This is a genomic window from Capnocytophaga sp. oral taxon 878, assembly GCF_002999135.1.
Lineage (GTDB): Bacteria > Bacteroidota > Bacteroidia > Flavobacteriales > Flavobacteriaceae > Capnocytophaga.
On sequence record NZ_CP027229.1, the window covers coordinates 1063505 to 1087388 of the forward strand.

The following is a 23884-nucleotide window of genomic DNA, read 5'->3' on the forward strand; positions in this document are numbered from 1 at the left end:
AGATTACTTTTTACAACACAACATCCTATCGTTACCTGAAAGATCCTGTTTTAAAATAACCTGAGTAAAACCTTCTTGGCGTACTAAGGTTTCTGTTTCTTTTGCAAGATACTGATTAATTTCAAAAAAAAGGTTACCATTATGTACAAGAGAAGTAGCAGCTAATTCGGTTATTTTACGGTAGAAAAGCAGAGGGTTTTCATCGGGAACAAACAAAGCTAAATGAGGCTCATAACGCAATACATTAGGATGCATTTCGGCTTTTTCGGTGAAACGTACATAGGGAGGATTGGAGATTATAACATCGTATTTTTGGGTAAGAGAAGATGTGGTTAATATATCTTGCTGAAGAAAATTAACCTCAGCTTCATTAGCCTTAGCATTACGTTGGGCTATAGCAAGAGCTCCTGCTGAGACATCAATAGCAGTGACTTCAGCTTGAGGTAAAAGCTTTTTAAGTGTAATAGCGATAGCCCCACTACCTGTGCCTATATCCAATATTTTCAGACTATTATGATGTGTTTTGTACTCATTATAAACCCAATCAACTAATTCTTCAGTTTCAGGACGGGGAATAAGTACATTTTCATCTACAAAAAAACGATAAGTACAGAACTCGGTCTCGCCCAACAAGTATTGTATAGGCAAATCCGATTGTAATGCACTTATCGATTTTGTAATATTTTGTTCTACCTCTTCAGGCAGGTTATTTTCAGGTTGTACTAATACTGTTGCCTTACTGTAATGCCCATAATGTTCCAGCAACATAAAGTAAAAAGACTGTATCTCAGTACTTTCATACAATGTGCTGAGCTGCTGATGTATATAGGTTTTAAGTTCGGCAAAGCTCATTAATTTACACGTATTTGTTGCCCCACACGCAAACTACTACTGCTAATATCATCAAAATTATTGAGCTTCATAAGTTGCTGTACAGACACTTGTTGCTCACGAGCTATTTTATAAAGTGTATCACCTGTTTGCACTTGATAATACTCGGCTACAGCTTCCTTTTTAATAGGAGATTCCTTAACAACAGCAGGAGTTTCTACCTTTTTAGCAGCAGGTTTAGGTGTTTCCTTTTTGGCAACTGCTACTGTTTTAGAAGTTTCTTTTTTGGGAGTTTCTTTAATTGTTACTTTTTCCTTAACAACAGCTGACTGATTTTCGGCTACTACTGGAGTAGTTTCTTTTTTAGGTACAGGAGTAGATATAATATCGGTACCCATAGGCATATCAATAGTATTGCCTTTCATAGCAATAACCTGATTGTCATACTGATGTAGGTTGAATTTTTTGATAAGCGCTATTAACTTTTTGGCGTAAGCAGGATCGGTAGCGTAGCCAGCTTTTTTAAGTCCATGAGCCCAACTTTCATAGTCGGTAGGGTCAAGTTCAAACAAAGAACTATACCTACCACGCTTGGTAAGAAATTGTGAATGATCTTCAAAAGATTCGTAAGCATACTTATAGCGACGGAAGCACTCACTTTTCTCATCATCATCATGAGTGATAGTTTTGCCATTCCAAGTAGCGTGGCATTTGATACCAAAGTGGTTATTACCATAACGAGCCAACCTACCTTGCCCCGAACCACTTTCCAAGATACCTTGTGCTAAAGTGATACTTGCAGGGATGTTATAGCGTTGCATTTCAACCATAGCAATATCCTTGTAATCCTCAATATACTTTTGGGTTACAGCTGTGGTTACCTGCTTGGCAGGAGGTATTTCGTGAAAATCGTCCTCGGTGAAATCTTTTTGATTCATTTTGGCCTCCAACAGCGCTTTGGTACGCTGGGCTAGCTCAGCATGAGATGGTTTATGTGTTTCGACAATAGTACGTTGCCCCTTATGAACTACAGTGTGAGGGTTTTTAGCGTTTTTATAGTACTTGTCTGAGCAAGACGATAAAATAAGGAGATATAGTAATAGTAAACTAAATCTTCTCTTCATAATCCAATATACTTTTATGTTTTTTAATTCGTTCCTTGTTAAAGCCTTCTATACCTTGTAGCCCTCCGGTATGGATGGCTAATATTTTGGTATTAGGCTCAAAATATCCTTTGTTAGCGAGTGCAAAGATAGCAAAAATCATCTTACCAACGTATATAGGATCCAACGGTATATGAGTGTTTTTGTTAAAAACATTTAAAAAAGTCACTAAATCCTCATTTACTTTAGCATATCCACCAAAATGATAGTCGTGAACAAGGTGCCAATTGGTTTTATTGGTATAGTTGTTAATAACTTTGTTAAGAAACTCCCCCTTAAGTGCTGGAAAACCGATTACAGTTTGGTGAGGAGCACTGGCATTGATAAGACCTGAGATGGTACCTCCCGTACCCACGGCGGTACAGATGACATCAAAAACAGCATCATTGGGGGTAAGAATCTCTTCACAACCCTTTACTGCTAAGGTATTGGTACCCCCCTCTGGAGCTATATAAACACTTGAACCATAACGTTTTTGCAAATCTTCTAAAAACTCAGGGGTATGCTTATATCTGTAATCGGAGCGTGAAACGAATAAAAAGTCCATTCCGCACATTTTAGCAAACTTTAACGTGGGATTAACATCGATTTTTGTAGCTAATTCGTCGCCACGAATCACTCCTATGGTTTTTAACCCCATAGCTTGACCTGCTGCAGCTGTAGCTGCGATATGGTTGGAGTAGGCTCCGCCAAAAGTAAGTATGGTATCTTTACCCTCGGTTAAGGCTTGTGCAATGTTATACTTAAGTTTGCGTAATTTGTTACCCGATACGAAGCGGTGGTTCTTATCCTCACGCTTAATAGTAAGGGTGATGCCATTGGGTAGGGGCATTGAGACGGGTTGGTTTTCAATACTTAAATTTTCAAACAATAATGGAATCATAACAAAAAAAGCGGCTTACGCCGCAAAATTTAAACTTTTTGATTATACCACTTCGGCAACTACGAAGGTACTACCTCCTACAAAAATAAAATCGGTAGGGAGGGCTTGAGCCTTGGCAGCTTGTAAGGCTTGCTGCACGGAGGGATAAGCCTCACCTTTAAGTCCTTTGGCAGTGGCTATTTCTTTAAGAGTATCGACGCTGAGCCCACGTGCTATATGAGGGCTACAGAAATAGTAAGTAGCCTCTTTGGGGAAGAGTTCTAACACTCCATTGACATCTTTTTCTTTAACAAAACCTACTACTATATGTAGATGAGTATAGTTTTGCTTGGCGAGCTGTTGCATTACATAGGTAAGTCCGCCTACATTATGGCCTGTATCACATACTACTGTAGGCTGGGTACTGAGGGTTTGCCAACGCCCTTCAAGATGGGTATTGCGCACTACGTGTTGTAACCCATTAGTGATATTTTCGGGAGAAATGTCCCAACCTTTATGAATAAGCAACTCTAAGACAGCTATAACCCCCTTGATGTTCTTTTTTTGGTAAATACCTTGCAAATCAGTAGTTAAATCTGTTTCGATAGTATTGGCAAAGATAATAGGGGCTTGCTCTTCTTTGGCACGCTGGGTGAATACTGGAGCTGTTTCGGGATTGTATTCACTAATTACCACTGGTACTTGGTGCTTGATAATTCCTGCTTTTTCAAAAGCTATTTTGGCAAGGGTATCGCCTAAAATATCGGTATGGTCTTTAGAAATATTGGTGATGAGTGATACTTCGGGAATAATGATATTGGTAGAATCAAAACGGCCTCCTAAACCAACTTCGATTACTGCGATATCAACTTTTTCATCAAAGAAATAGGAGAAAGCCATACCTACAGTCATCTCGAAGAATGAGAGTTGGTGAGCTTGTAGGAAAGATTGGTTATGGGCGATAAAGTTCACGACATAACTTTGGGGAATCTGTTCTCCATTGATTTTGATACGCTCACGGAAGTCTTTGAGGTGTGGTGAAGTATAGAGACCTACCTTATAACCAGCCTCTTGTAATACAGAGGCTATCATACTGCTGGAAGAACCTTTGCCATTGGTACCAGCTATGTGTACTGTTCTTATTTTTTGTTCGGGGTTACCCAAATGCTGGGCAAAGGCTATTGTTTTATCTAATTTATTGTTCAGTGCGCTTCTGCCTTGAGTTTGGAACATAGGCAATTGGGCAAACATCCACGCAACAGTTTCTTGATAGTTCATTATTTATCTTTTTCTCCTAACTTAAAGTTAACAATAATAAAACCTATTTGGCGTACAGGAGCATTATCATCGGGGTTCCAGCTGTATTTGTAGGCTGTTTTGCGTGCTGCATCGAGCAAGCACTGAGCGGAGTTGGTAGTACCTTTAACACCAGGGGTAGCTTTGACAACTTTACCACTGCGATCGACTTCTATTTGCACCACTACGAGTCCTTCTTCATTACAATCTTGGAAGACCCTACCTTGTGTAGCAATACTGCGACCGCTTAAGCCCCATCCTTTACCAGAGTTACCTCCGCCGCCTGATCCGTAATAGTTATTGGCGTACTGGCTACCATCGATTTGCCCTTGGTAACCAGGGGTATTGCCATCACCTTGGCCTGCTGTATTGGTACCTCCTGCTTTGGCAGCCCCAAAAATATTATCTAGGGCGCCTAAGGTTTCTTGAGAAGGTTTAGGAGCGGGTTTTGAGGTTTCTTTTTTAGGAGTTTCTTTCTTTTTTTCTTCTTTTTTAGGTACTTCGGGGACTGCTACCTCTTCGTCGTTATCTTGAGCTAAGAGGTTATCTTTGACATCGGGGGAAGTGCTTTGTTCGGGGGTTGATTCCTGTTGTGGTGGTGTTTCTTGTGTTTGTTGTGCTGCTGAGGGGGGAGTGGTACGTTCGCCCATACCTACCATATCGACGCCATAGGCTACCTCTACCCCACTTTCGGGCATAGGATCGAGGTATTTCATTCCGGCAAGAAACATCAAGAATACGATTAGGCACATCACTACGGTGGTGAGTGCTAATGATTTTCGTTCGTATACAGTATCAAATAAGCTCATTAGTTTTTTTATTTAGGACGTACGGCTAGGATGACTTTATAGTGGTTTTGGTTAGCGACATCCATTACGGTTACGGCATTTTCAATAGGGACGCTCTCTTCGACACGGAGAATTATTGTGGGGTTTTCGACTCCTGTGAGAGCGGCTTTGAGTTCGGCATCTAGGTTATCTATTTGTATGGGTCGTTTGTCGATAAAGAAATTCAAGTTTTTATCTATGCTTACCGATACATTTTGGGTATTGGTAGATTTGCCTTTTGCTTTGGGCAAAATCAAATCGAGTGCATTGGGGCTGTTGGAGGTTATCATAAAGAAAACGAGCAACAGGAACACTATATCGGTCATTGACGACATACTGAACTCCGGATTCACCTTATTTCTTCCTTTTAATTTCATAGTTATTTGTGATTAAGGTGTTATAGGGGTTCGTTCAAAAGGTCGAGGAACTCGACAGCATTGGCTTCCATTAGGTGTACGATTTTATCGGTTTTAACTACTAAGTGGTTATAGCCTACGTAGGCAACGATGCCGACTATAAGCCCTGCAACGGTAGTAGCCATAGCGGTATAGATACCACCTGCGAGTGCGCCCATTTCGGCTTGGCCACCTGCTGAAGCCATTTCGTGGAACGACATAATCATACCAACAACCGTGCCTAAAAATCCGATCATAGGTCCGGCACCTGCTATGGTGGCTAGGATAGCTGTATTTTTTTCGAGTTTATAAACTTCCAAAGTTCCTGCATTTTCAATGGCTTTATTGATATCTTCGAGGGGTTTGCCTATGCGAGAAACGCCTTTTTCGATAAGTCGAGCTACGGGAGAATTGGTTTGTAGGCAAAGCATTTTGGCAGCATCTAATTTACCCGAAGCGATACTATCGCGTATTTTATACATAAAAGTTTTATCGACGTGTGAAGCGGCTTTGATAGCGAAGAGGCGTTCAAAGTAGATGAATAGGGCAACGGCGAGCATCAGAAATAGGACGCCTATAATAATAATGTTACCTGTACCCCCATTGATAATCATATCCATTACAGAAAGAGTTTTTTCTTGTACTAAGGGGGTGGTATCGGCTGTACTGGTAGCAATACCCATAGAAGTTTGTAATCCTAACATAATATTTTTGTTTATCAATAAAAATCTCGCAAAAGTACACAATAATTATTAAATAGCAATGAAGAATGTTTAAAAAAAAATAATGTTATTCATTTTAGACTGATAATGAGGATTTTAATAATAGTATTTGCTTTAGGCTTAGATGGAGAATTAGGGAGAGTGAGGAGGTTATTTTAGGGGTTATTAGGAAGAGGGAGAGGCTGGTGAATTGGGGTACAAAAAGGGAAAAGGCTATTTATCATTACTGACAAATAGCCTTTAGGGAGTGGACTCTACTGGATTCGAACCAGTGACCCTCTGCTTGTAAGGCAGATGCTCTGAACCAGCTGAGCTAAGAATCCTTTCAATTATGAAAACAACAATAAAATCCAAAATTAAGTGGGCTCTACTGGATTCGAACCAGTGACCCTCTGCTTGTAAGGCAGATGCTCTGAACCAGCTGAGCTAAGAACCCCAATAAGTTTTGTTTAGTAAGTGGGTCCTACTGGATTCGAACCAGTGACCCTCTGCTTGTAAGGCAGATGCTCTGAACCAGCTGAGCTAAGAACCCTTACTTTTGAAATCGGGTGCAAAGGTACTGCTTTTTTTGAAACCTGCAAATTTTTTTGACACTTTTTTCAAAAAAAGTTTTTAGTAACTTTCTTTAATATTTGATAATCAGTAGATAAAATATTAAACAGATAATACGAATTTACAGTCCTACTTAAATTTATTGTTTATCAGTTTTTGTTTCCCATTCTTTTTTCAGTTCTTCAGCCCAAAGAAGCTCATTAAGTTTTAGCGGAGTGTATTCTTTAGCTCCCCATTTGCCATAATACCTTTGGCGGTGAAAAAAATCATCATAACCACCAGCTACAATACCTTTATTTTTGATATAAGCAAAGCGATAAATATGTCTATTCTCGTGTCCTGTTAACTGATAAAAACTGTAAATAGTATCTTTCCCTTTTTCTTCTACATTTGTAAGGTAAATATGTTCTAAATACAATGGCACTACACTCATCTCACACCTACCTAATAACTCAAATGGAGACAGCCCATTAGTAGAAAAATTCTTTTCATAGAGTTTTTTTAGTTTTTCGGCTGACAAAATAGGTTGTTGTGTATTTATAACATAACCTCCTGATGCGACAATTTCTTGAGGAGCTTCCATACAATAAAAAGACTCTATCCAAGTATTTTTAGCTGCATAATACTTATTACCTTCCTTCTTTACCAATTTTGGATATACTTTCCAAGCATTAATATTGCTGGGTATTTTACGGGTGCTACCATCTAAAACAAGATTATGAATATCTTTAAATAAATCTTTAGCATTGAATAAACTATTTTCAAACTTTTCAAGATTCACTTCTTCCCAGTTAGTTCCATTATCAAAATCAGGAGTAACTGAGATGAGCACTATATAATCTAATCCTGCTTCTTTTCCATAGAATTTTGAAAATACATTATATATCTCAATAGTGCTTTTCACTCCATAAGGCGAAGTATCTAAAGTGTACTGCTTTACTTTGTAATATGCCGTAATACTATCTAATAGTATATATTTCTGTTCTTGTGCTTTGAGGACACAAGAACAGAAAAGTAAGATGTAAAGTAGGTGTTTCATTTGTTGTTATGGTTTTGGTTTGCAACTATTTCCCGTTTTATCAGTTCCTAATCTTTGTCCTTGATCAAGAAGCTTTTCATCATTAGAAAGAGAAGACTCCTCCACTATACCTACTTTCGCCATAGCTCGTGCAGTAGCTAACGGAATGTTAGGATTATAATTAGTAATTGTTTGTGCTAACTTTTCCACAAATGTTACAAATCTATCGTGATTATCTGTTTGTATAAAATTATATACTTTAAACTGCTGTCCATTTCCTATAGACAAATATTTCTTTTTCACTGAAGGGTACTGACGGTAAAATTCAGCTTCACCTAATAATTGTTTTTGAGAATTAAGATAAATATGCAACATTTCGTGATAGAGAGTTGCTAAAATATACTCTTTTGTAGCTGTAGCTAACATCTCATCACTTAAATATATTTCCCCTTTTAGATGGTATTTACTAGCACTAGGAGTTTTTGAATAAGCAGTTTCTTTTTCATGTTCTGTACCAGCAAAAGGCTTATTATAAACTATAATATTAAAACCTTCACTACTACCAAAAACATCTCTAATCAAATGTGCTATATCATCATTTAAAGTAATACGAATCTCATCTAATACAGCGAGGGCACAAGGGTTTGTAAGAGTATCTTTTATTTTCTCTTCAGGCTTAGGCGAATTATTCTCTCCTCCTGTAATGGCAATCCCTAAATCTCCATTATCATATTCATTATAATTGGAATTGGAGTTATCGTATTTATGAAAACTTTTATAGGGGTCTTGATAATAAGGATATTCTGTTTTACGCTCTCTTTTTCCTGTTACTACAACTTCTTCTAATTCAAAATCATTACGGAAGCCTCCTTTCTCTTTACCAACATTGTTTTTATCAGTATTTATCACACCTAATCTCACTTCTTTTTCGTCATCATCACTACATTCTGTACAGCCCCAACCTCCATCATCTATCTTTAAAAACAATACGGGCTTTTTCTTCCTATGAAACGCCCGATGCTCTTCTATCACTAATTGGTAAAATCCTCTTTCTTTAGGTACTAACTGGTGTGTAATACGTCCATCTTTCATACGATAAGCACTTATAAAAATACCTGTAGGACTTAACAAATAGAAGTCAGCATCTACAATACGCCTATCAGGGGTTAGGCTATCTACTTGGGTAATGAAGAGGTAGTGCTCAGTATACCCTACTTTATTGATGAACAACATCTGAGTATCTAACTCACCACTGCCAACAGTAACAGGTACTTTAGAGTATGCCTCTCGGTCGGGTGTTTGGGTCTGCTTAAAATACTCCCAATGGGGCTGCAAACTAAGCTCAGGGGTTATGCCTCGTGCAGCAGCACTGCCTTTGTGGCTTTGGGCTTGGGTTGCTTCAAAAAGGGTCTTGGCTTCGGTAAAGCTCACAGGCTCATTGGTTGAAGCAGTTGTTTCGGGGGGCAAGAGGTTCAGTTAGCTCCTCACGCTGGCAGTGGGTAAAAGCAAGGACTGCTACTGCCAATAATAGTGTTTTAAATTGGTTCTTCATAACGTTTTAATTTTTGTTTGTTTAAATAGGTAATAAATTTCTTTTTATTTCTTTATCACACCGCAAAGGTAATAAAAAATATTTTAAACAAACAATATCTAAAAATATATTTAACAAAAATTTAACTTTAAAACTATTGTAAAACAAAAGTTTTTTAGACATCGTACTACCCTAATGTCTTAAAATGTTAAAAATCTACTGTTTTAGCAATTATTTAACATTTAATTTACATACAATATGTTTATTGTTTTCAAAAACGTTGTTTTATACTAATAGAGCTGGTTATCAGTGAAGTAAGGAGTATCCTTCGTTTATAGTTCGTTTATCCTTCGTTATAGGTTCGTTCAAACTAAGGAATAGCTGGGAGGTGGCTAGGGTGAGGATGGAAATAAAAAAATCTGATTATCAATAGTTTGTAATTTTATGAAAAAAGTGATACAGGGCTAACAATTTTTGAAATATTGGCAATAAAAATGAGAAAAAAGATTATTTTAGCTAGGAGAAATTAGTTTTTTTGGGATAGGCATTAGTAGTTATGAGGTGGAGGGGGGTGAGTGAGTAATGAATAATGCAGGAATAATGGCGAATAATTAAAAATATCATTTTTTTCTTGTGTATTATAAATATTTGTTATATCTTTGCCCCCTACAACAATAACAACTCAATATTTATAGTAATTTATGCTTTATAAATTGCTAGTTAGATAGTTATTAGCTTTTATAAAATGAAGAAATTTACATTACTTTTGTGCTTTTTATCGTGCGTTTTGGGTTATGCTCAACGAGACGATATACAATCATTGGTTGTGAAGGCGAGTAAAGGCGATGTTATATCGCAACAGCTTTTGGCAATCAATTACGAACGAGGCACAGGTGTAGCTCAATCATACCAAAAGGCTGTATATTGGTATGAGAAGGCTGCTAACCAAGGTGACCCGCGCTCACAAACGAGATTGGGAATTTTTTATTATAAAGGCCAAGGAGCTGAACAATCATATAAGAAAGCCGCCGAGTGGTTTGAACGCGCAGCCAACCAAGGATTTGCAGAAGGTCAAACTAAAATGGGCATCTGCTACTACAAAGGACAAGGAGTTCCGCAATCGGATAGTAAAGCTGTGGAATGGTGGCAAAAGGCTGCAGACCAACAACATGCGGAAGCGCAAAGCCTTTTAGGGTATGCGTACTGGCGTGGACAGGGGGTTACACAATCGGACAATGATGCTGTAATGTGGTTTGAAAAGGCTGCTGCACAAGGAGATATAGATGCACAACGCGACTTGGCTACTTGTTACTTCCAAGGTAAAGGGGTATCACAATCATACGAAAAGGCTGTGGTGTGGTACGAAAAGGCTGCTAACCAAGGAGATAAAGAAGCCCAACTACTGTTAGGACTTTGCTATCAGCAAGGTAAAGGAGTAGATAAATCATTTGCTCGTGCTACTTTTTGGGTAGAAAAAGCGTGCAAAAACTTTAATAAGAGAGCTTGTGAATTATTGGAAAAAATGAAACCTTAGGTATGTTCAAGAATGTTTTTTCACCACAAGGACGTATTAGGCGCTTTGAATATGGGCTTACTTTGCTAATATGCTACTTTTGCTTTATTAGCATGCATTTTTTTACTGAGTTTTTTTATTTTTTTTCGTTCCTTACAAACTCTGCTCTAAACATATTTATTTTAATAATTATAATCTTGCAAGGAGCAAAGCGATGCCATGATATGGACCAACCTGGTTGGATGGCTCTGATTCCTATTTACAATCCTATTGTACTGATTTTTGTAGAAGGTACTGTGGGGGATAATAAATATGGTGAAAATCCTAAGAAAGTAGCACCTTTTGGTTCGTCTGTATTTAACAAGGATCCTTTTGCTGCTCCTACTGCTGAAAAGACTAAAACTGAACAAGAAACCACTGAAAATAAAGAGAGTTATACTTCGGAATCAGCTAGGGATAAGGCTACAAACACTTCGTTCTCAAACCAATCGGCTACAGCATCACAATATTATGTAGTGAGTCCTGATGGAAAAACACTTATGAAATGGTTTAATACTGAAGCAACTATAATTGATATGCCTTCGGACCCTGTGCTAACCAAAATTACAAGTATAGGTAAAGACGTGTTTTATGACTGTAACAAACTGAGCAGGATAGAGTTTGCTGAAAACCTTGATACTATTGGCAAATATGCATTTGATGGCTGTGACTCATTAAAAGATTTTGCTTTCCCTGAGAAGTTACAATTTATAGGTGAATATATTTTTGGCAAAAATTGCCCTATGAAACTTGTTTTCAAAGGCAGTACTCCCCCAGTATTAGAGGGTGATTTTGGGTATAATGACGATAGAATACAAGTAATATATGTACCTTTTGGATGTGCTGAAAACTACCGGAGGGCAGAAAGCTGGAAGAAATATGCTCATTTAATATTTTAAAATATTACAAACAAAAATCTCACACAATTTACATTAAACTGTGTGAGATTTTTGTTTTATACAAGTTGTAAGGTTACTTAATTTTCAGCTTAAAACAACTTTCATTACCTAAAAATCCTTCTAAAACATCGTTGGGTGCAGCGGGAACGGCTGCTACAGGGGAACCGGTAAAAATAAGGTCGCCTTTGCGCAGTGTGAAATACTTAGTTACTTCGGCAATGATAGCATCAAAATGCCAATACATAAGAGAGCTGTTACCTTGTTGTACTGTTTGATCATTATTTTGCAGATGAAAAGACAGAGAATGCAAATCACCCAAGGTTTCCTTCTTCAAGAATTTCCCTACAACGGCAGAGCCATCAAAGGCTTTAGAAAGTTCCCATGACAAACCTTTGGCTATGAGCTGTTGCTGTAAATCACAAGCAGTAAAATCGATACCTAAGCCTATTTCATCATAATACTTATGAGCAAATTTTTCGGCAACACATTTAGCATTTTGGTTAATTTTTATGATAAGTTCGGCTTCATAGGACAATTCACGGGTGAACTCTGGTATATAATACGGTAATTCGGGGTTGTGAATAGCGGTATCAGGTTTGGTAAAAACGACGAAATTAGCTGGTTTTTGCGTTGTTTCTTCTTTTTTAGTGGCATAATTTTTGCCTATACAAATGAGCTTCATTATGTGATATTTTTTGATTCAGAAAGCAAAAGTAAAAAATAAAATGGAATAATGTTGGCTGGTTATAAAAAATGTTGTATATTTGCCGTGTTATTTATCAACCAACAAAAGTTGTATACTGATGAAAAAAGAAGATATTTTAAACGATTACCGGATTTCGGTAGAAAGTAGAGAATGTAGTTTGATGGGTAGGCGTGAAGTGCTTACTGGTAAAGCTAAATTTGGTATTTTTGGCGATGGCAAAGAAGTGCCACAAGTAGCTATGGCAAGGGCTTTTGCTGATGGTGACTTCCGTAGTGGTTATTACCGTGACCAAACGCTGATGATGGCGCTGGGAGTACATACGGTAGAGAATTTTTTTGCTGGATTATACGCACACGCTGATATAGAAGCAGATCCAACTAGTGCTGGTAGACAAATGGGCGGACACTTTTCCACCCATAGCTTAGATGAAAACGGCGAATGGAAAGACTTGCTGAAACAAAAAAACAGCAGTAGTGATATATCATGTACCGCAGGACAAATGCCTCGCCTTTTAGGATTGGCACAAGCCTCAAAAGTATACAGAGAACTACCTAATGCTCAAGCAGAAGGATTTTCAAACCACGGCAATGAAGTAGCTTGGGGTACTATAGGTAATGCTAGTACCAGTGAAGGACACTTTTTTGAAACCTTAAACGCTGCTGGTGTGTTACAAGTACCAATGGTAATGTCGGTTTGGGATGATGAGTATGGTATTTCGGTACCTAAAGAGTATCATACTACCAAAGAAAGCATTTCGGAAGTGATGAAAGGCTTTCAGCGTGATGCAAAACATAAAGGCTTTGAGATATTTGTGGTAAAAGGTTGGGATTACCCTGCCTTATACAAGGTATATCAAAAAGCAGCTAAAATAGCCCGTGAGGAACACGTGCCTGTATTGGTACACGTTACTGAACTTACCCAACCTCAAGGGCACTCTACATCGGGCTCACACGAACGATATAAAAGTCCTGAGCGATTACAATGGGAACACGACTTTGATTGTATAGCTAAAATGCGTGAGTGGATTATAGGAGAAGGTTATGCTACTGAGGAAGAACTTTCGGCAATAGATGAAGCTGCTAAAAAACGCGTACGCGATGGTAAGAAAAAAGCGTGGGAAGCCTATATGAGGCCTTTTGAAAATGAACGTTCTGAGCTAATAAATATGCTAAATAGTATTGTTCCTAACAGTGGTTTTGCTGATGAAATAGCAGCTATAGCCACCCTATCACGGAAAGCAATAATGAATGTAGCACGTAAAGCCTTACGCAGCTTTTTGAAAGAAGGATATAACGTAGAAGCCTTACGTACTTGGGTAACTGACTATCTGAAAGTAAATGAGCCTAAATACAGCAAATATGTGTATACAGAAAGTGCTCACAGCCCAATGCATATTAAAGAAGTTCTTCCTGAATATGCTGCTGAAGCAGAACAAGTAGATGGGCGAGTAGTACTGAGAGAAAACTTTGATGCCCTACTTGGTAAATATCCTAATGTGCTTATTTTTGGAGAAGATGTAGGAAATATAGGGGATGTAAATCAAGGCTTAGAAGGCTTACAGAAAAAATACGGAGTTACTAAAGTATCAGATACTGGTATCAGAGAAACTACTATCATAGGACAAGGTATTGGTATGGCAATGCGTGGCTTGCGACCTATAGCTGAAATACAATATTTAGACTATATCCTTTACGGCTTACAAACCCTTAGTGATGATTTGGCTACCTTGCATTATCGGACTTTTGGGCGACAATCAGCCCCTCTGATAGTAAGAACTCGTGGACATCGTTTGGAAGGAATATGGCATGCAGGCTCTCCTATGGGGGTATTATTACACTCCTTAAGAGGTATTTGTATTCTTACTCCGCGAAATATGACCAAAGCAGCAGGTTTTTACAACACCCTTTTGGAAAGTGACCAACCAGCTGTAGTGGTTGAATGCTTGAATGGTTATAGGTTAAAAGAGACTATGCCTACAAACCTTACCGAATTCAAAACACCAATAGGAGTGGTAGAAACTTTGCGTGAAGGGAAAGATATAACTGTGGTATCATACGGATCGACATTGCGTATTGTATGTGAAGTAGCAGACGAATTGGCTGCTTTAGGTATTGATATTGAAATTATTGATGCTCAAAGTTTAGCTCCTTTTGATGTTAATCATGACATTGTGAAGAGTATAGCTAAAACAAATAGACTTTTGGTAGTAGATGAAGATATGCCAGGAGCAACTTCGGCATATATTTTGCAGAAGATAGTAGAAGAACAAAATGCTTATCAGTATTTGGATAGTGCTCCACAAACATTGGCAGCAGGTAACCACCGACCTGCCTATGCTACTGATGGTGATTATTTTTCAAAACCTAATGCTGATAGTATTATTGAGAAGATATATAGCATTATGCACGAAGTAAACCCTAGTAAATATCCCGCATTGTTATAAGGGAAAAGACCCCTTATAGCAGTTCGTCAGGGGTGTCTTCCTGAAAGTCGTTAAGGAGATTATCAATAGCACGACGGTCTTTTTTAGTAGGTCGGCCTTCACCTTTTTCTCGGTAATAATCTTGTGCTAATCTTTGTAGTTCAGCTTGTTCAAAAGCCTCAGCAGGAGTTTTATCTTGTCTATAAAGATCTACTAATTTAGCTCCTACACGACTTTCAGGAATATCAAGTACTAAAAGTTCGTAATTAATTTGGTTCTTACGAACAATAATGGTATCTGTTTTGTATACCTCACGGGAAGGTTTCACAGCCTCACCATTTACTTTAATATGTCCTTTTTTACAGGCTTCGGTAGCCAAATTGCGTGTTTTGAAATAGCGCACACACCATAAATATTTATCAATTCGCATAACTTTAGCATTTAAAACAAGAGTAATAAGCGCAAAATTAACAATTAATTGCAATTTTGCAAAATTTAAAACAAAAACAATATTATAAACAATGAAGAAAACCATATTCATTATTGGTGCAATAACCTTACTACTTGCAACCTCATGTAAGAAAAATGATAATAATAGTACTACAACCCCTCCTCGTGATGTAACTGAGGTATGGAATGAAAACAAAGTAGCTATTGAAAACTTTCTTAAAACACATACCTACACTTTTACACCTACAACTACAATTTCAGAAACTGTTACATTTGCTACTACTAGCAATACAACTGAATCAATATTTGCAAATTCTAACTTAAAACAAATGGAATTGGATGTGTATGATGCTAACAATAAGCGAGTACGGCATACTTTATATTATATGATTTTGCAAGAAGGTACAGGCACTACCACTACTATAGCAGACTCAGTATATGTGAATTACAAAGGTCAGCTATTGGATTTAAGTGTTTTTGATAAAAGTTCTACTCAAACTACAGGTTATTGGTTTGATCTTATTGGTAATATTACCAACTCAAGACAAGCAGGAGTTATCAAAGGTTTTCGTGAAGGAATTGCTCTGCTTAAATCATCATCAAGTAACCAACTAATCCCTAATAATGATGGTACCTATACAATACCTACAGATGGTGGTATAGGTGTCTTTTTTATACCTTCAGGGTTAGGTTATTTTAACAATGTACAAAGCAAAATTCCTGCTTATTCTCCACTTATTTTTACTGTAAACCTAATCTCAACAAAACGTGCTGATCACGACCATGATGGTAAACCTTCTATCAATGAAATTGAACGTGACCAATATGGTATCATCTCCTACCCTGATTGTGATGCTAAAAAAGATAACACCTACCTTCCAGACTATTTAGACGCTGATTGTAAATAATTATGAAGAAATATATACCTAATATTATTACCTTAGGCAATCTTTTTTGTGGCTGTATAGCAATAGTATATGCAGTACAGGATTATCCAACTATAGCTGCCTTATGGGTAGCTATAGGCATTTTTTTTGATTTTTTTGACGGATTTTTTGCCCGATTACTAAATGTAAAATCAGATATTGGTTTACAATTGGATTCTCTTGCTGATATGGTAACCTCAGGCGTAGTACCTGGTATTGTGATGTACCAGTTACTTAAAGGAAGTGTTATAAATATTGAAGCTCAATGGACTACTCTCTTGCCTTATGCTGGCTTTCTTATCACTTTAAGTTCTGGGTATAGATTAGCTAACTTCAATATAGATACCCGTCAAACTTCTGGTTTTATAGGGTTGCCTACTCCCGCTAATACGCTTCTTATACTTTCTATTCCACTTATTTTATATTACCAACCTAACGAGTGGCTCAATACTGTTTTGTACAATAAGTGGTTTTTATTAAGTATTACCTTACTCAGTACTTATATGCTGAATGCAAATTTACCTTTATTTGCCCTAAAATTTAAAGATTATAGTTTTAAGAATAACGTCTTAAAATATATTTTCTTAGCTCTTAGTATAGTACTAATAATTATATGTAAGTTCATAGCTATTCCTCTAATTATTTTATTGTATATTGGGCTATCATTAATACCGCAGCGATAAATTCTGCTTCATTCTATCTAAATTGATTTTAGGCGTCTGTTGTAAGAAAATAACACTATCAATCACTACTTGCTTTGAGATTGGGTATATTCCCAAACTATCTATAAGCAAGTAATTTTTTTTGTTATAACATAATACATTAGGAAACTTCTTTATCCTAATATCATTTACCCCTATCTTTTTAATATAATTCTGAACCATAGAATTCAATTCTAAAGTATCTGATTGAAATACATCTAACCTGTTACCTTGTCTAATCACTATTGTTTTTTCATTAAACCTAGTAAATATGAGCATCTCATCAGTAGTAGTTAACTGGTATTTATTATAGAACAACACTCCTTGTAGTAGCAATATACTAAGCAATATCAATACTACTGACCTATAACTACGAAAATGTCTCCAATACACAAGAGCTGCAACTAGTAGTAAACTTGCTAACAATAAAAGTGTATTAAAAGGTATATTTCGCAAAATAAAATCTTCCTGCCCTGCTATACTCCTTATCAAAGTATTCATTATAGCTACAAAATCTCTGATTATCATAACTAATAAAGAAGGTACATAACCTAATAAAGCTCCTAATAACAAAGCTATAATACTAAGAATAAGTACTGGCTGCAATAAAGGTACTACTAATAAGTTAGACACAAAAAATAAACCTGAAAACTGATGAAAATAGTACAAGCTAATAGGTACTACAGCTATCTGAGCTGTAAAACCTACTACTAACAGTTGCCATACCCACCGCAAAAATTTATTCTCTGGATACCACCACTTCATAATAGCTGGGTAAAAAGTCAATATTGAAAATACTGCTGCATAACTAAGCTGAAATCCTACTTCATACAAATAAAATGGATTGATAAGCAGTAATACAAGCATAGATACAATAAGAGCGTCAAATCTCCCTTGTGGGTTACGTGACAAAAAGTACAAACCTATAAAGCTAAACATAACTGTCGCTCGCAATACCGAAGGTGTACTACCTGCTATTAGGGTAAAACTCCACAAACCTACAAGCAAAATGATATATCTCAACCATTGGTAACCTTTACTACTGTTAGGCAACCTTTGAATAAGAAATAGTAATATCATCGTAATAATTCCCACATGTAAGCCTGATATAGCTAAAATATGAACTGCTCCAGCATCTATATAACTTTGTAGGAGTTCGTTACTCAAATCAGTGCGTTTACTTAGTAATAAGGTTTGTAATAATTGAGATGTTTCTTTTTCAAAATTAGCCTCAATAAGTTTACTAAAATACCCTCGTATTTGCTGAACATACCCCTTTCCCTCTCCTTTCTTTCTAATAATAAATCCTTTAGCTACAGTACGACCATACACACCTTGTCGTTCCATATACTGTTTATAGTCAAACTGATAAGGTTGTGGAGGAGCTATAGGCTTCACTTCGCCTAGAAAGAAAATTTCATCCTTATAGTGTAAGCTATTTACTTTTACACTATCCTTACTTCGTGGAAAAAAACATAATATATCTCCACTCACTTTTTTATTATCAGCAGCAAGTAATTGTACTCTAAATGTATCCCCAAATGAAGTTTTAGAAACTTGTTTTAACACACGCCCTTGTAACACATAGCTTTGTTTAGTTGTAAGTTGATGGGTATAGTGTTGTGGGGCATTAGCAGGTGTGTGCACTGCTACCAAAAGCATTCCTATAGCTACCGAAGCTAAAAAACTATGCAGCAGCAATCCATACCTAAAGCTATATCTGTTATGAAACATCCATTGGTGTAATGCCAAGCTCAACAACAGTCCTCCACATATAGCTAAAATAAAAACAAAAGGAAGCATCGCTATATTTGTAATAGCGATACCTCCTATAATTCCAACTAAAATTGTTAATATGGGTAAATTTACATATCTCACATCACGCGCTTAGCTATGCGGAAAGCTTTCTTGTAATACGCATCACTCATTGATGATATTACTACTCCACGCTTTGATGAAGCGTGGATAAACTTCACTTCCCCTCCTTCTACATCTACTACCATACCTACGTGTGAAATGCGTTTCTTATTGCGTAAGGTCTTAAAAAATAACAAATCACCTACTTTTACGTTCTCTAACTTTATCTTCTTCCCTTGGGTTACCATCTCTTGTGATGAACGTGAAAGAGGTATATCAATTGATTTAAATGCAGTACTTACAAAGCCTGAACAATCCATTCCTTTGCGCGTAACACCTCCATGACGATATGGAGTTCCTAAATACGAAAATGCTGTGTCTAACAATAGTTTTTGCTGTGTTGTAGCTTCTTTAGCTTCCGATAAGGTTGTAATAGCTATATCTGCCTCTGCATCTAAAGCTTCTGGCTCTTCCATCAAGTCATCATCTTCCAAATCTTCTTCTAAATCTTCAGCTGTTGTAGCTGTATTCTCAGCATATTGTACTGGGGCTTTAGTAGTTTTCTTATTTCTTTTTTTAGCTGATGCTACTGTTCTCTTCTTAGCGTATGGGCGATGTGTAGCTACCTTGCGTTTTTTTGAAGGTGTAACTGTTTTCTTCTTGCTTGCCGATGCTACAGTCTTCTTTTTCTTAGGTGGTGCGTATGTTTTTTTAGCAGTTGATTTATTAGATACTATTTTTTCAGTAGCCGTCTTGGCTTTCTTTTTACTTGTTGTGGGTTGCTGCGCAAAAGCCGTAAAGCAAAATAATAATGCAAACAGGCTTAAAAATCTTATTACATACATAAATTATAGGATTAAATAAATATTCTTTCTTTTTCTTTTATGAACAATCGCTCTGAGCGTTCATCTAGTTCAAACTCTATGTTATCTCCTTGGTGTACTTGGTCTGATACTATTTCTTCAGCTAGTATGTCTTCCACATACTTCTGTATAGCTCGTTTCAGTGGGCGGGCTCCATATTGCTTGTCATAACCTTTTTCTGCTAGAAAATCTTTAGCTTTTTGGCTTAATTGCAATCCATACCCCAAATCATTCACACGTGAATAAAGCTTGCTTAGTTCCAAATCAATAATCTTAAATATATTCTCTTTACTAAGTGAATTAAAGGTTATCACATCATCTATACGATTCAAAAACTCCGGTGCAAATACTTTCTTAAGTGCATTCTCTACGATTGATTTCTCATTAGATTCTGTCTGCGCCATACGTGCCGATGTTCCAAAGCCTACACCCTGTCCAAACTCCTTCACTTGTCGTGCTCCAATATTGGAAGTCATAATGATAATAGTATTTCTAAAATCTATCTTCCTTCCTAAACTATCGGTCAAAAAACCATCATCTAGTACTTGTAATAGCATATTGAACACATCAGGGTGCGCCTTCTCTATCTCATCCAAAAGCACTACCGAATAAGGCTTCCTACGCACTTTCTCAGTAAGCTGCCCTCCTTCTTCGTAACCTATATAACCCGGAGGTGCCCCTATTAGCCTAGTTGTAGAGAATTTCTCCATATACTCACTCATATCTATGCGTACCATCGTATCTTCAGAGTCAAACAACTCTTTAGAAAGTATCTTTGCCAGTTGGGTTTTTCCTACCCCTGTAGGACCTAGAAATATGAATGAGCCTATAGGCTTATTAGGGTCTTTTAGCCCCGTTCTATTACGCTTTATAGCCTTCACTACTTTCTCTACTGCCTCATCCTGACCAATGATTTTTGCTTTCATCGTATCCGATAGGTTTGAGAGTTTATTCATCTCTGTTTGGGCTATCCTATTCATAGGTACTCCACTCATCATCGATACCACATCAGCTATATGAGCTTCTGTAACTGTACAGCGGCTGTTCTTAGTTTCTTCTTCCCAACGTTTATTCAGTTCAATAAGTGAGTTCTCTATCAGTTTTTGGTTATTTCTATAACTCGCAGCATCTTCAAAAAAATGCTTTGATACTGCTTCGTTTTTAGCTTGCATCGCCTTGTCTAAGCGTTCTTCCACTTCAGTAATATACTTAGGCACCTTCACCTCAGTAATATGAATGCGTGAGCCTGCTTCATCTAATGCATCTATCGCTTTATCAGGCAAATATCTATCTGTAAGATATCTATTAGTAAGCTTTACACAAGCCTCTATAGCTTCATCGGTATAAATAACATTGTGATGCTGCTCATATTTCCCTTTTATATTACGCAAAATCTGAATTGTCTCTTCCACATTCGTGGGCTCTACCAACACCTTCTGGAACCTGCGTTCCAAAGCACCATCTTTTTCTATCGATTGGCGGTATTCGTCAAGTGTCGTAGCCCCTATGCATTGTATCTCTCCCCTTGCCAAGGCTGGTTTAAACATATTCGATGCATCCAAGCTACCGGTACCTCCTCCTGCTCCTACCAATGTGTGTATTTCATCTATAAAAAGAATAATATCTCTATTCTTTTCAAGTTCATTCATTATTGCCTTTAGCCGTTCTTCAAACTGACCTCTATATTTCGTACCTGCCACCAATGATGCCAAATCAAGTGAGATAACACGTTTGTTGAACAAACCCCGTGCCACTTTTCTCTTTATAATGCGCAAAGCCAATCCTTCTGCTATAGCACTCTTCCCTACCCCTGGCTCTCCTATCAGCAGCGGGTTATTCTTCTTCCTTCTTCCCAATATCTGCGATACTCGCTCTATTTCCTTCTCTCTCCCTATCACAGGGTCAAGTTTTCCTTCTTCAGCCAAAGTCGTCAAATCACGACCAAAACTCTCCAATACCGTCAGTTTCTTAGGTGCCGTAGGGTTATTCTGTGGGTTTCTATAAGTACGCGTTTCGTGTGGCAAGCGGTAATCTCGTGTGTACTCTTCCTCAGCTTTAGGAGGCATAGTAACCGTACCATCTCCATTAGGCACGGTAATGCTAAGGGTATCCCCTTTTTCTATGTCAAACTTACTCTTTACCAACTCATAATTCACCCCCAATTTAGCAAAAACCTTTGTAGTAGGATCATTCTCATTCCTGAGGATACTCAGCAACAAATGCCCCGTATTAATAGTATTGGTTTGGGTACGTTTCGCCTCAAGATAAGTAGCCTGCAAAGCCCTTTCTGCCTGCACCGTAAAATGAATCGTATTAAAGTTAGGCGGATTCAGCCCTCGCGCCGATGTCAGTGTATGAATATGCTGCCTTAGCCTATCCATATCAGTGTTCAAACTTTGCAAAATTTCAATAGCCTTCCCCTCATTCTCCTGAATGATCGCCAAAATGAAATGCTCAGTCCCCACTGTCGATTGCCCCAACCTAACAGCTTCTTCTTTGCTATATGTGATAACTCGCTTCACACGAGCCGAAAAATTATCATTCATAATTTTAATTCATAAGTGCTGCAAAGGTACAATTTTTTTTCAAAATAACAATACCCTTCCTACATTTTTTACCCCCAGCTTCCCCTATCTCTATCATCCTTCCATCCGCCCCAAAACAAAAACACACCCTCCCCTACTCCACCCCCTACCCTGAACGAACGAATAACGAAGGATAAACGAACTATAAACGAAGGATAGTTGATAAACTTCCCCTTCCTCTCCCCTCCTATTCCGCACCCCCAAAAACCTAACAACTAACTTGCAAATCACAAATTATTTCTTACCTTTGCTCTCTAATAAAAAATATTTCAAATGAATACCCGATACGAAAACATCCACAAAATGAACGATATCCTCTTACGATTAGAGGCAATCCTTACCAATGCCGAAACCCTTTTAGAAGAATGGAAAGCCATACAACCCGAGTATGAGGCTCTGGAAGCATATTACGACAGCCCTCAATGGCGTGAAGACTATTTCGATAGCAATGACGGCAAAATTCCAGACGAGGTACCGCAATGGGTACTCACCCAAGATGCCATTTTTGATGCCATAGGCACTCAGTTCGACCTTGCCGATGCTTTCCAACCGTTACTGGATAGCATCAATGCTAGAAAGTGGAATGAGTAATTTCAAAACCTAAAAAGTAAAAATTATGTCAAAAATAGGCTTTTTAATTGTTAAGGGTATATTTATAGCACTTTTGGCATCCCATTCCCTAATAGGATGTTCTACTAACAATGCTGTTGATAAAAATACTCCCGATAAAACCTCACCCTCTAAGTATCAAAAATATGTAGATATCAATCAAAATCCTATTTCCTACCAAGGGAATACAATGGTAATGCTTCCCGAAGGAAAAAATAAAAAGATAGAATATGCTTTTATCAATCAGAAAAATGAACTTATTATAGAAGATGATAACCCTATAGGCTACTTAAAATATGACCAAAAAGGAAATGTTATTGATAAAATCGAAACCAAGCAATTAGACGGTACAGAACATCCTTTAGACAAGTTTTACGGCGATTATCTGATAGATTTCAAAGGAAAACGTTATTCCTCTTGGGCAATAGATGGTGATAAATCTTTTAAAGAAATGGAATTAGTTCCTCATTCCGAGCAGTGGAATATCGAAACTCAAGAAAACTTTTACTTAGAAGAGATAAAAGACCAATCCCCTTATTATAATATCATAAATAATACATTTTTCTTCTTCAAAGATAATAAGTGGAGCTACTTTCCTACAAAAGTCGACTATTTTGATTGGAAAGAGTTAAAATATGGAATAAGCGAGAAGTATTCTGAAAAGAAAATACAAGAAGGAAAAAGTATAGGTATCTTTTTACGAAGAGAACGGGAGTTTATACCTAAAGAGGAAAGTAAAAAACGTGATAAGTTTATCCCTGAATATTTTAAAGTAGAAGAAAGAGGTAGTCATAGAGGTTCTACCATAGGGGGCGGTTCCATATCTCATCTTAGTACTTGGGAAAAAGGAATTTTATTCTTCAAACTACAAGTAAACGGAAAAACTTTTGGTCTTAAGAACGAAGAAAGTATATATGATGATGAAAATATAATGAAAGATAAAACCAGCTACTTTCGTATGTACGGAGGTATCTTAGAAAATTGTGGCGAATACGATGTATATACCCATCCACAGTTAGAATATGCTCTCTTTGCACCAAATAAAATCCTTTCCTATGGAATCTGTCCTGTATTTATCATCAAAAAGAAATAGCGGATAACTATCATCCTATTACAT

The 23884-nt window shown here is 37.3% G+C and carries 21 protein-coding genes and 3 tRNA genes; 7 read left to right on the forward strand and 17 right to left on the reverse strand.

The window, feature by feature from the left end; genetic code table 11:
- Nucleotides 1-3: 3 nt before the first annotated feature.
- From prmC to C4H12_RS04895, 12 genes are all read right to left on the reverse strand, one after another.
- Nucleotides 4-852 (reverse strand): peptide chain release factor N(5)-glutamine methyltransferase, encoded by an 849-nt coding sequence (gene prmC, locus C4H12_RS04840; protein ID WP_106097928.1) that lies wholly within the window; start codon nt 850-852, stop codon nt 4-6.
- The gene (locus tag C4H12_RS04845; protein WP_106097929.1) at nt 852-1955 is read right to left on the reverse strand and encodes a glucosaminidase domain-containing protein; all 1104 of its coding nucleotides are present in this window, start codon (nt 1953-1955) and stop codon (nt 852-854) included. The genes prmC and C4H12_RS04845 overlap by 1 nt, the downstream gene beginning before the upstream one ends.
- On the reverse strand, nt 1939-2877 hold the full coding sequence (locus C4H12_RS04850; protein ID WP_106097930.1) for a 1-aminocyclopropane-1-carboxylate deaminase/D-cysteine desulfhydrase: 939 nt from the start codon (nt 2875-2877) through the stop codon (nt 1939-1941). The genes C4H12_RS04845 and C4H12_RS04850 overlap by 17 nt, the downstream gene beginning before the upstream one ends.
- A 42-nt stretch (nt 2878-2919) precedes the next feature.
- Nucleotides 2920-4134: a folylpolyglutamate synthase/dihydrofolate synthase family protein gene (locus C4H12_RS04855; protein ID WP_106097931.1), complete on the reverse strand. Its 1215-nt coding sequence runs from the start codon at nt 4132-4134 to the stop codon at nt 2920-2922.
- The gene (locus C4H12_RS04860) at nt 4134-4961 is read right to left on the reverse strand and encodes an energy transducer TonB (protein ID WP_106097932.1); all 828 of its coding nucleotides are present in this window, start codon (nt 4959-4961) and stop codon (nt 4134-4136) included. The genes C4H12_RS04855 and C4H12_RS04860 overlap by 1 nt, the downstream gene beginning before the upstream one ends.
- 8 nt (nt 4962-4969) lie before the next feature.
- Nucleotides 4970-5356: a biopolymer transporter ExbD gene (locus tag C4H12_RS04865; protein ID WP_106097933.1), complete on the reverse strand. Its 387-nt coding sequence runs from the start codon at nt 5354-5356 to the stop codon at nt 4970-4972.
- Nucleotides 5357-5376: 20 nt separating this feature from the next.
- Nucleotides 5377-6078: a MotA/TolQ/ExbB proton channel family protein gene (locus tag C4H12_RS04870; RefSeq protein ID WP_106097934.1), complete on the reverse strand. Its 702-nt coding sequence runs from the start codon at nt 6076-6078 to the stop codon at nt 5377-5379.
- A gap of 266 nt (nt 6079-6344) precedes the next feature.
- Nucleotides 6345-6419, reverse strand: a tRNA-Val gene (locus tag C4H12_RS04875).
- 38 nt (nt 6420-6457) lie between these two features.
- Nucleotides 6458-6532, reverse strand: a tRNA-Val gene (locus C4H12_RS04880).
- A gap of 21 nt (nt 6533-6553) precedes the next feature.
- Nucleotides 6554-6628, reverse strand: a tRNA-Val gene (locus C4H12_RS04885).
- 159 nt (nt 6629-6787) lie between these two features.
- Nucleotides 6788-7687 carry a hypothetical protein gene (locus C4H12_RS04890; protein ID WP_106097935.1) on the reverse strand — a complete coding sequence of 300 codons (900 nt, stop codon included), beginning with the start codon at nt 7685-7687 and terminating at the stop codon, nt 6788-6790.
- A 6-nt stretch (nt 7688-7693) separates the two neighbouring features.
- A complete protein-coding gene (locus C4H12_RS04895) occupies nt 7694-9133 on the reverse strand; it encodes a hypothetical protein (RefSeq protein WP_106097936.1) in 1440 nt (479 codons plus the stop codon).
- An 809-nt stretch (nt 9134-9942) separates the two neighbouring features.
- Between C4H12_RS04895 and C4H12_RS04900 the strand changes: the two genes are divergently transcribed.
- Together C4H12_RS04900 and C4H12_RS04905 are read left to right on the forward strand one after the other, a co-directional pair.
- The gene (locus tag C4H12_RS04900) at nt 9943-10731 is read left to right on the forward strand and encodes a tetratricopeptide repeat protein (protein WP_106097937.1); all 789 of its coding nucleotides are present in this window, start codon (nt 9943-9945) and stop codon (nt 10729-10731) included.
- A gap of 2 nt (nt 10732-10733) precedes the next feature.
- Nucleotides 10734-11648 (forward strand): DUF805 domain-containing protein, encoded by a 915-nt coding sequence (locus C4H12_RS04905; RefSeq protein WP_106097938.1) that lies wholly within the window; start codon nt 10734-10736, stop codon nt 11646-11648.
- 73 nt (nt 11649-11721) lie between these two features.
- On the opposite strand, the gene C4H12_RS04910 is transcribed toward C4H12_RS04905, so the two are convergent.
- On the reverse strand, nt 11722-12330 hold the full coding sequence (locus C4H12_RS04910; RefSeq protein WP_106097939.1) for a fumarylacetoacetate hydrolase family protein: 609 nt from the start codon (nt 12328-12330) through the stop codon (nt 11722-11724).
- 121 nt (nt 12331-12451) lie between these two features.
- Between C4H12_RS04910 and C4H12_RS04915 the strand changes: the two genes are divergently transcribed.
- The gene (locus tag C4H12_RS04915; protein WP_106097940.1) at nt 12452-14797 is read left to right on the forward strand and encodes a thiamine pyrophosphate-dependent enzyme; all 2346 of its coding nucleotides are present in this window, start codon (nt 12452-12454) and stop codon (nt 14795-14797) included.
- Between the two features lie 13 nt (nt 14798-14810).
- Here C4H12_RS04915 and C4H12_RS04920 read toward each other — a convergent pair whose 3' ends face one another.
- On the reverse strand, nt 14811-15206 hold the full coding sequence (locus tag C4H12_RS04920) for an RNA-binding S4 domain-containing protein (protein ID WP_106099433.1): 396 nt from the start codon (nt 15204-15206) through the stop codon (nt 14811-14813).
- 91 nt (nt 15207-15297) lie between these two features.
- Between C4H12_RS04920 and C4H12_RS04925 the strand changes: the two genes are divergently transcribed.
- Both C4H12_RS04925 and C4H12_RS04930 read left to right on the forward strand, forming a co-directional pair.
- Complete coding sequence (locus C4H12_RS04925; protein ID WP_106097941.1) at nt 15298-16134, forward strand: FKBP-type peptidyl-prolyl cis-trans isomerase; 837 nt, start codon at nt 15298-15300, stop codon at nt 16132-16134.
- Between the two features lie 2 nt (nt 16135-16136).
- Nucleotides 16137-16835 carry a phosphatidylcholine/phosphatidylserine synthase gene (locus C4H12_RS04930; protein WP_106097942.1) on the forward strand — a complete coding sequence of 233 codons (699 nt, stop codon included), beginning with the start codon at nt 16137-16139 and terminating at the stop codon, nt 16833-16835.
- On the opposite strand, the gene C4H12_RS04935 is transcribed toward C4H12_RS04930, so the two are convergent.
- From C4H12_RS04935 to C4H12_RS04945, 3 genes are all read right to left on the reverse strand, one after another.
- Complete coding sequence (locus tag C4H12_RS04935; protein ID WP_254424813.1) at nt 16818-18656, reverse strand: ComEC/Rec2 family competence protein; 1839 nt, start codon at nt 18654-18656, stop codon at nt 16818-16820. The genes C4H12_RS04930 and C4H12_RS04935 overlap by 18 nt on opposite strands.
- A gap of 71 nt (nt 18657-18727) precedes the next feature.
- Nucleotides 18728-19555 carry a C40 family peptidase gene (locus C4H12_RS04940; protein ID WP_106097944.1) on the reverse strand — a complete coding sequence of 276 codons (828 nt, stop codon included), beginning with the start codon at nt 19553-19555 and terminating at the stop codon, nt 18728-18730.
- Nucleotides 19556-19566: 11 nt separating this feature from the next.
- Nucleotides 19567-22119 carry an ATP-dependent Clp protease ATP-binding subunit gene (locus C4H12_RS04945; RefSeq protein WP_106097945.1) on the reverse strand — a complete coding sequence of 851 codons (2553 nt, stop codon included), beginning with the start codon at nt 22117-22119 and terminating at the stop codon, nt 19567-19569.
- A gap of 312 nt (nt 22120-22431) precedes the next feature.
- On the opposite strand from C4H12_RS04945, the gene C4H12_RS04955 reads away from it, so the two are divergent.
- A complete protein-coding gene (locus C4H12_RS04955; RefSeq protein ID WP_106097947.1) occupies nt 22432-22749 on the forward strand; it encodes a DUF4298 domain-containing protein in 318 nt (105 codons plus the stop codon).
- Nucleotides 22750-22774: 25 nt separating this feature from the next.
- Nucleotides 22775-23860, forward strand: a complete 1086-nt coding sequence (locus tag C4H12_RS04960) for a hypothetical protein (protein WP_106097948.1) — start codon at nt 22775-22777, stop codon at nt 23858-23860.
- Nucleotides 23861-23884: the final 24 nt, after the last annotated feature.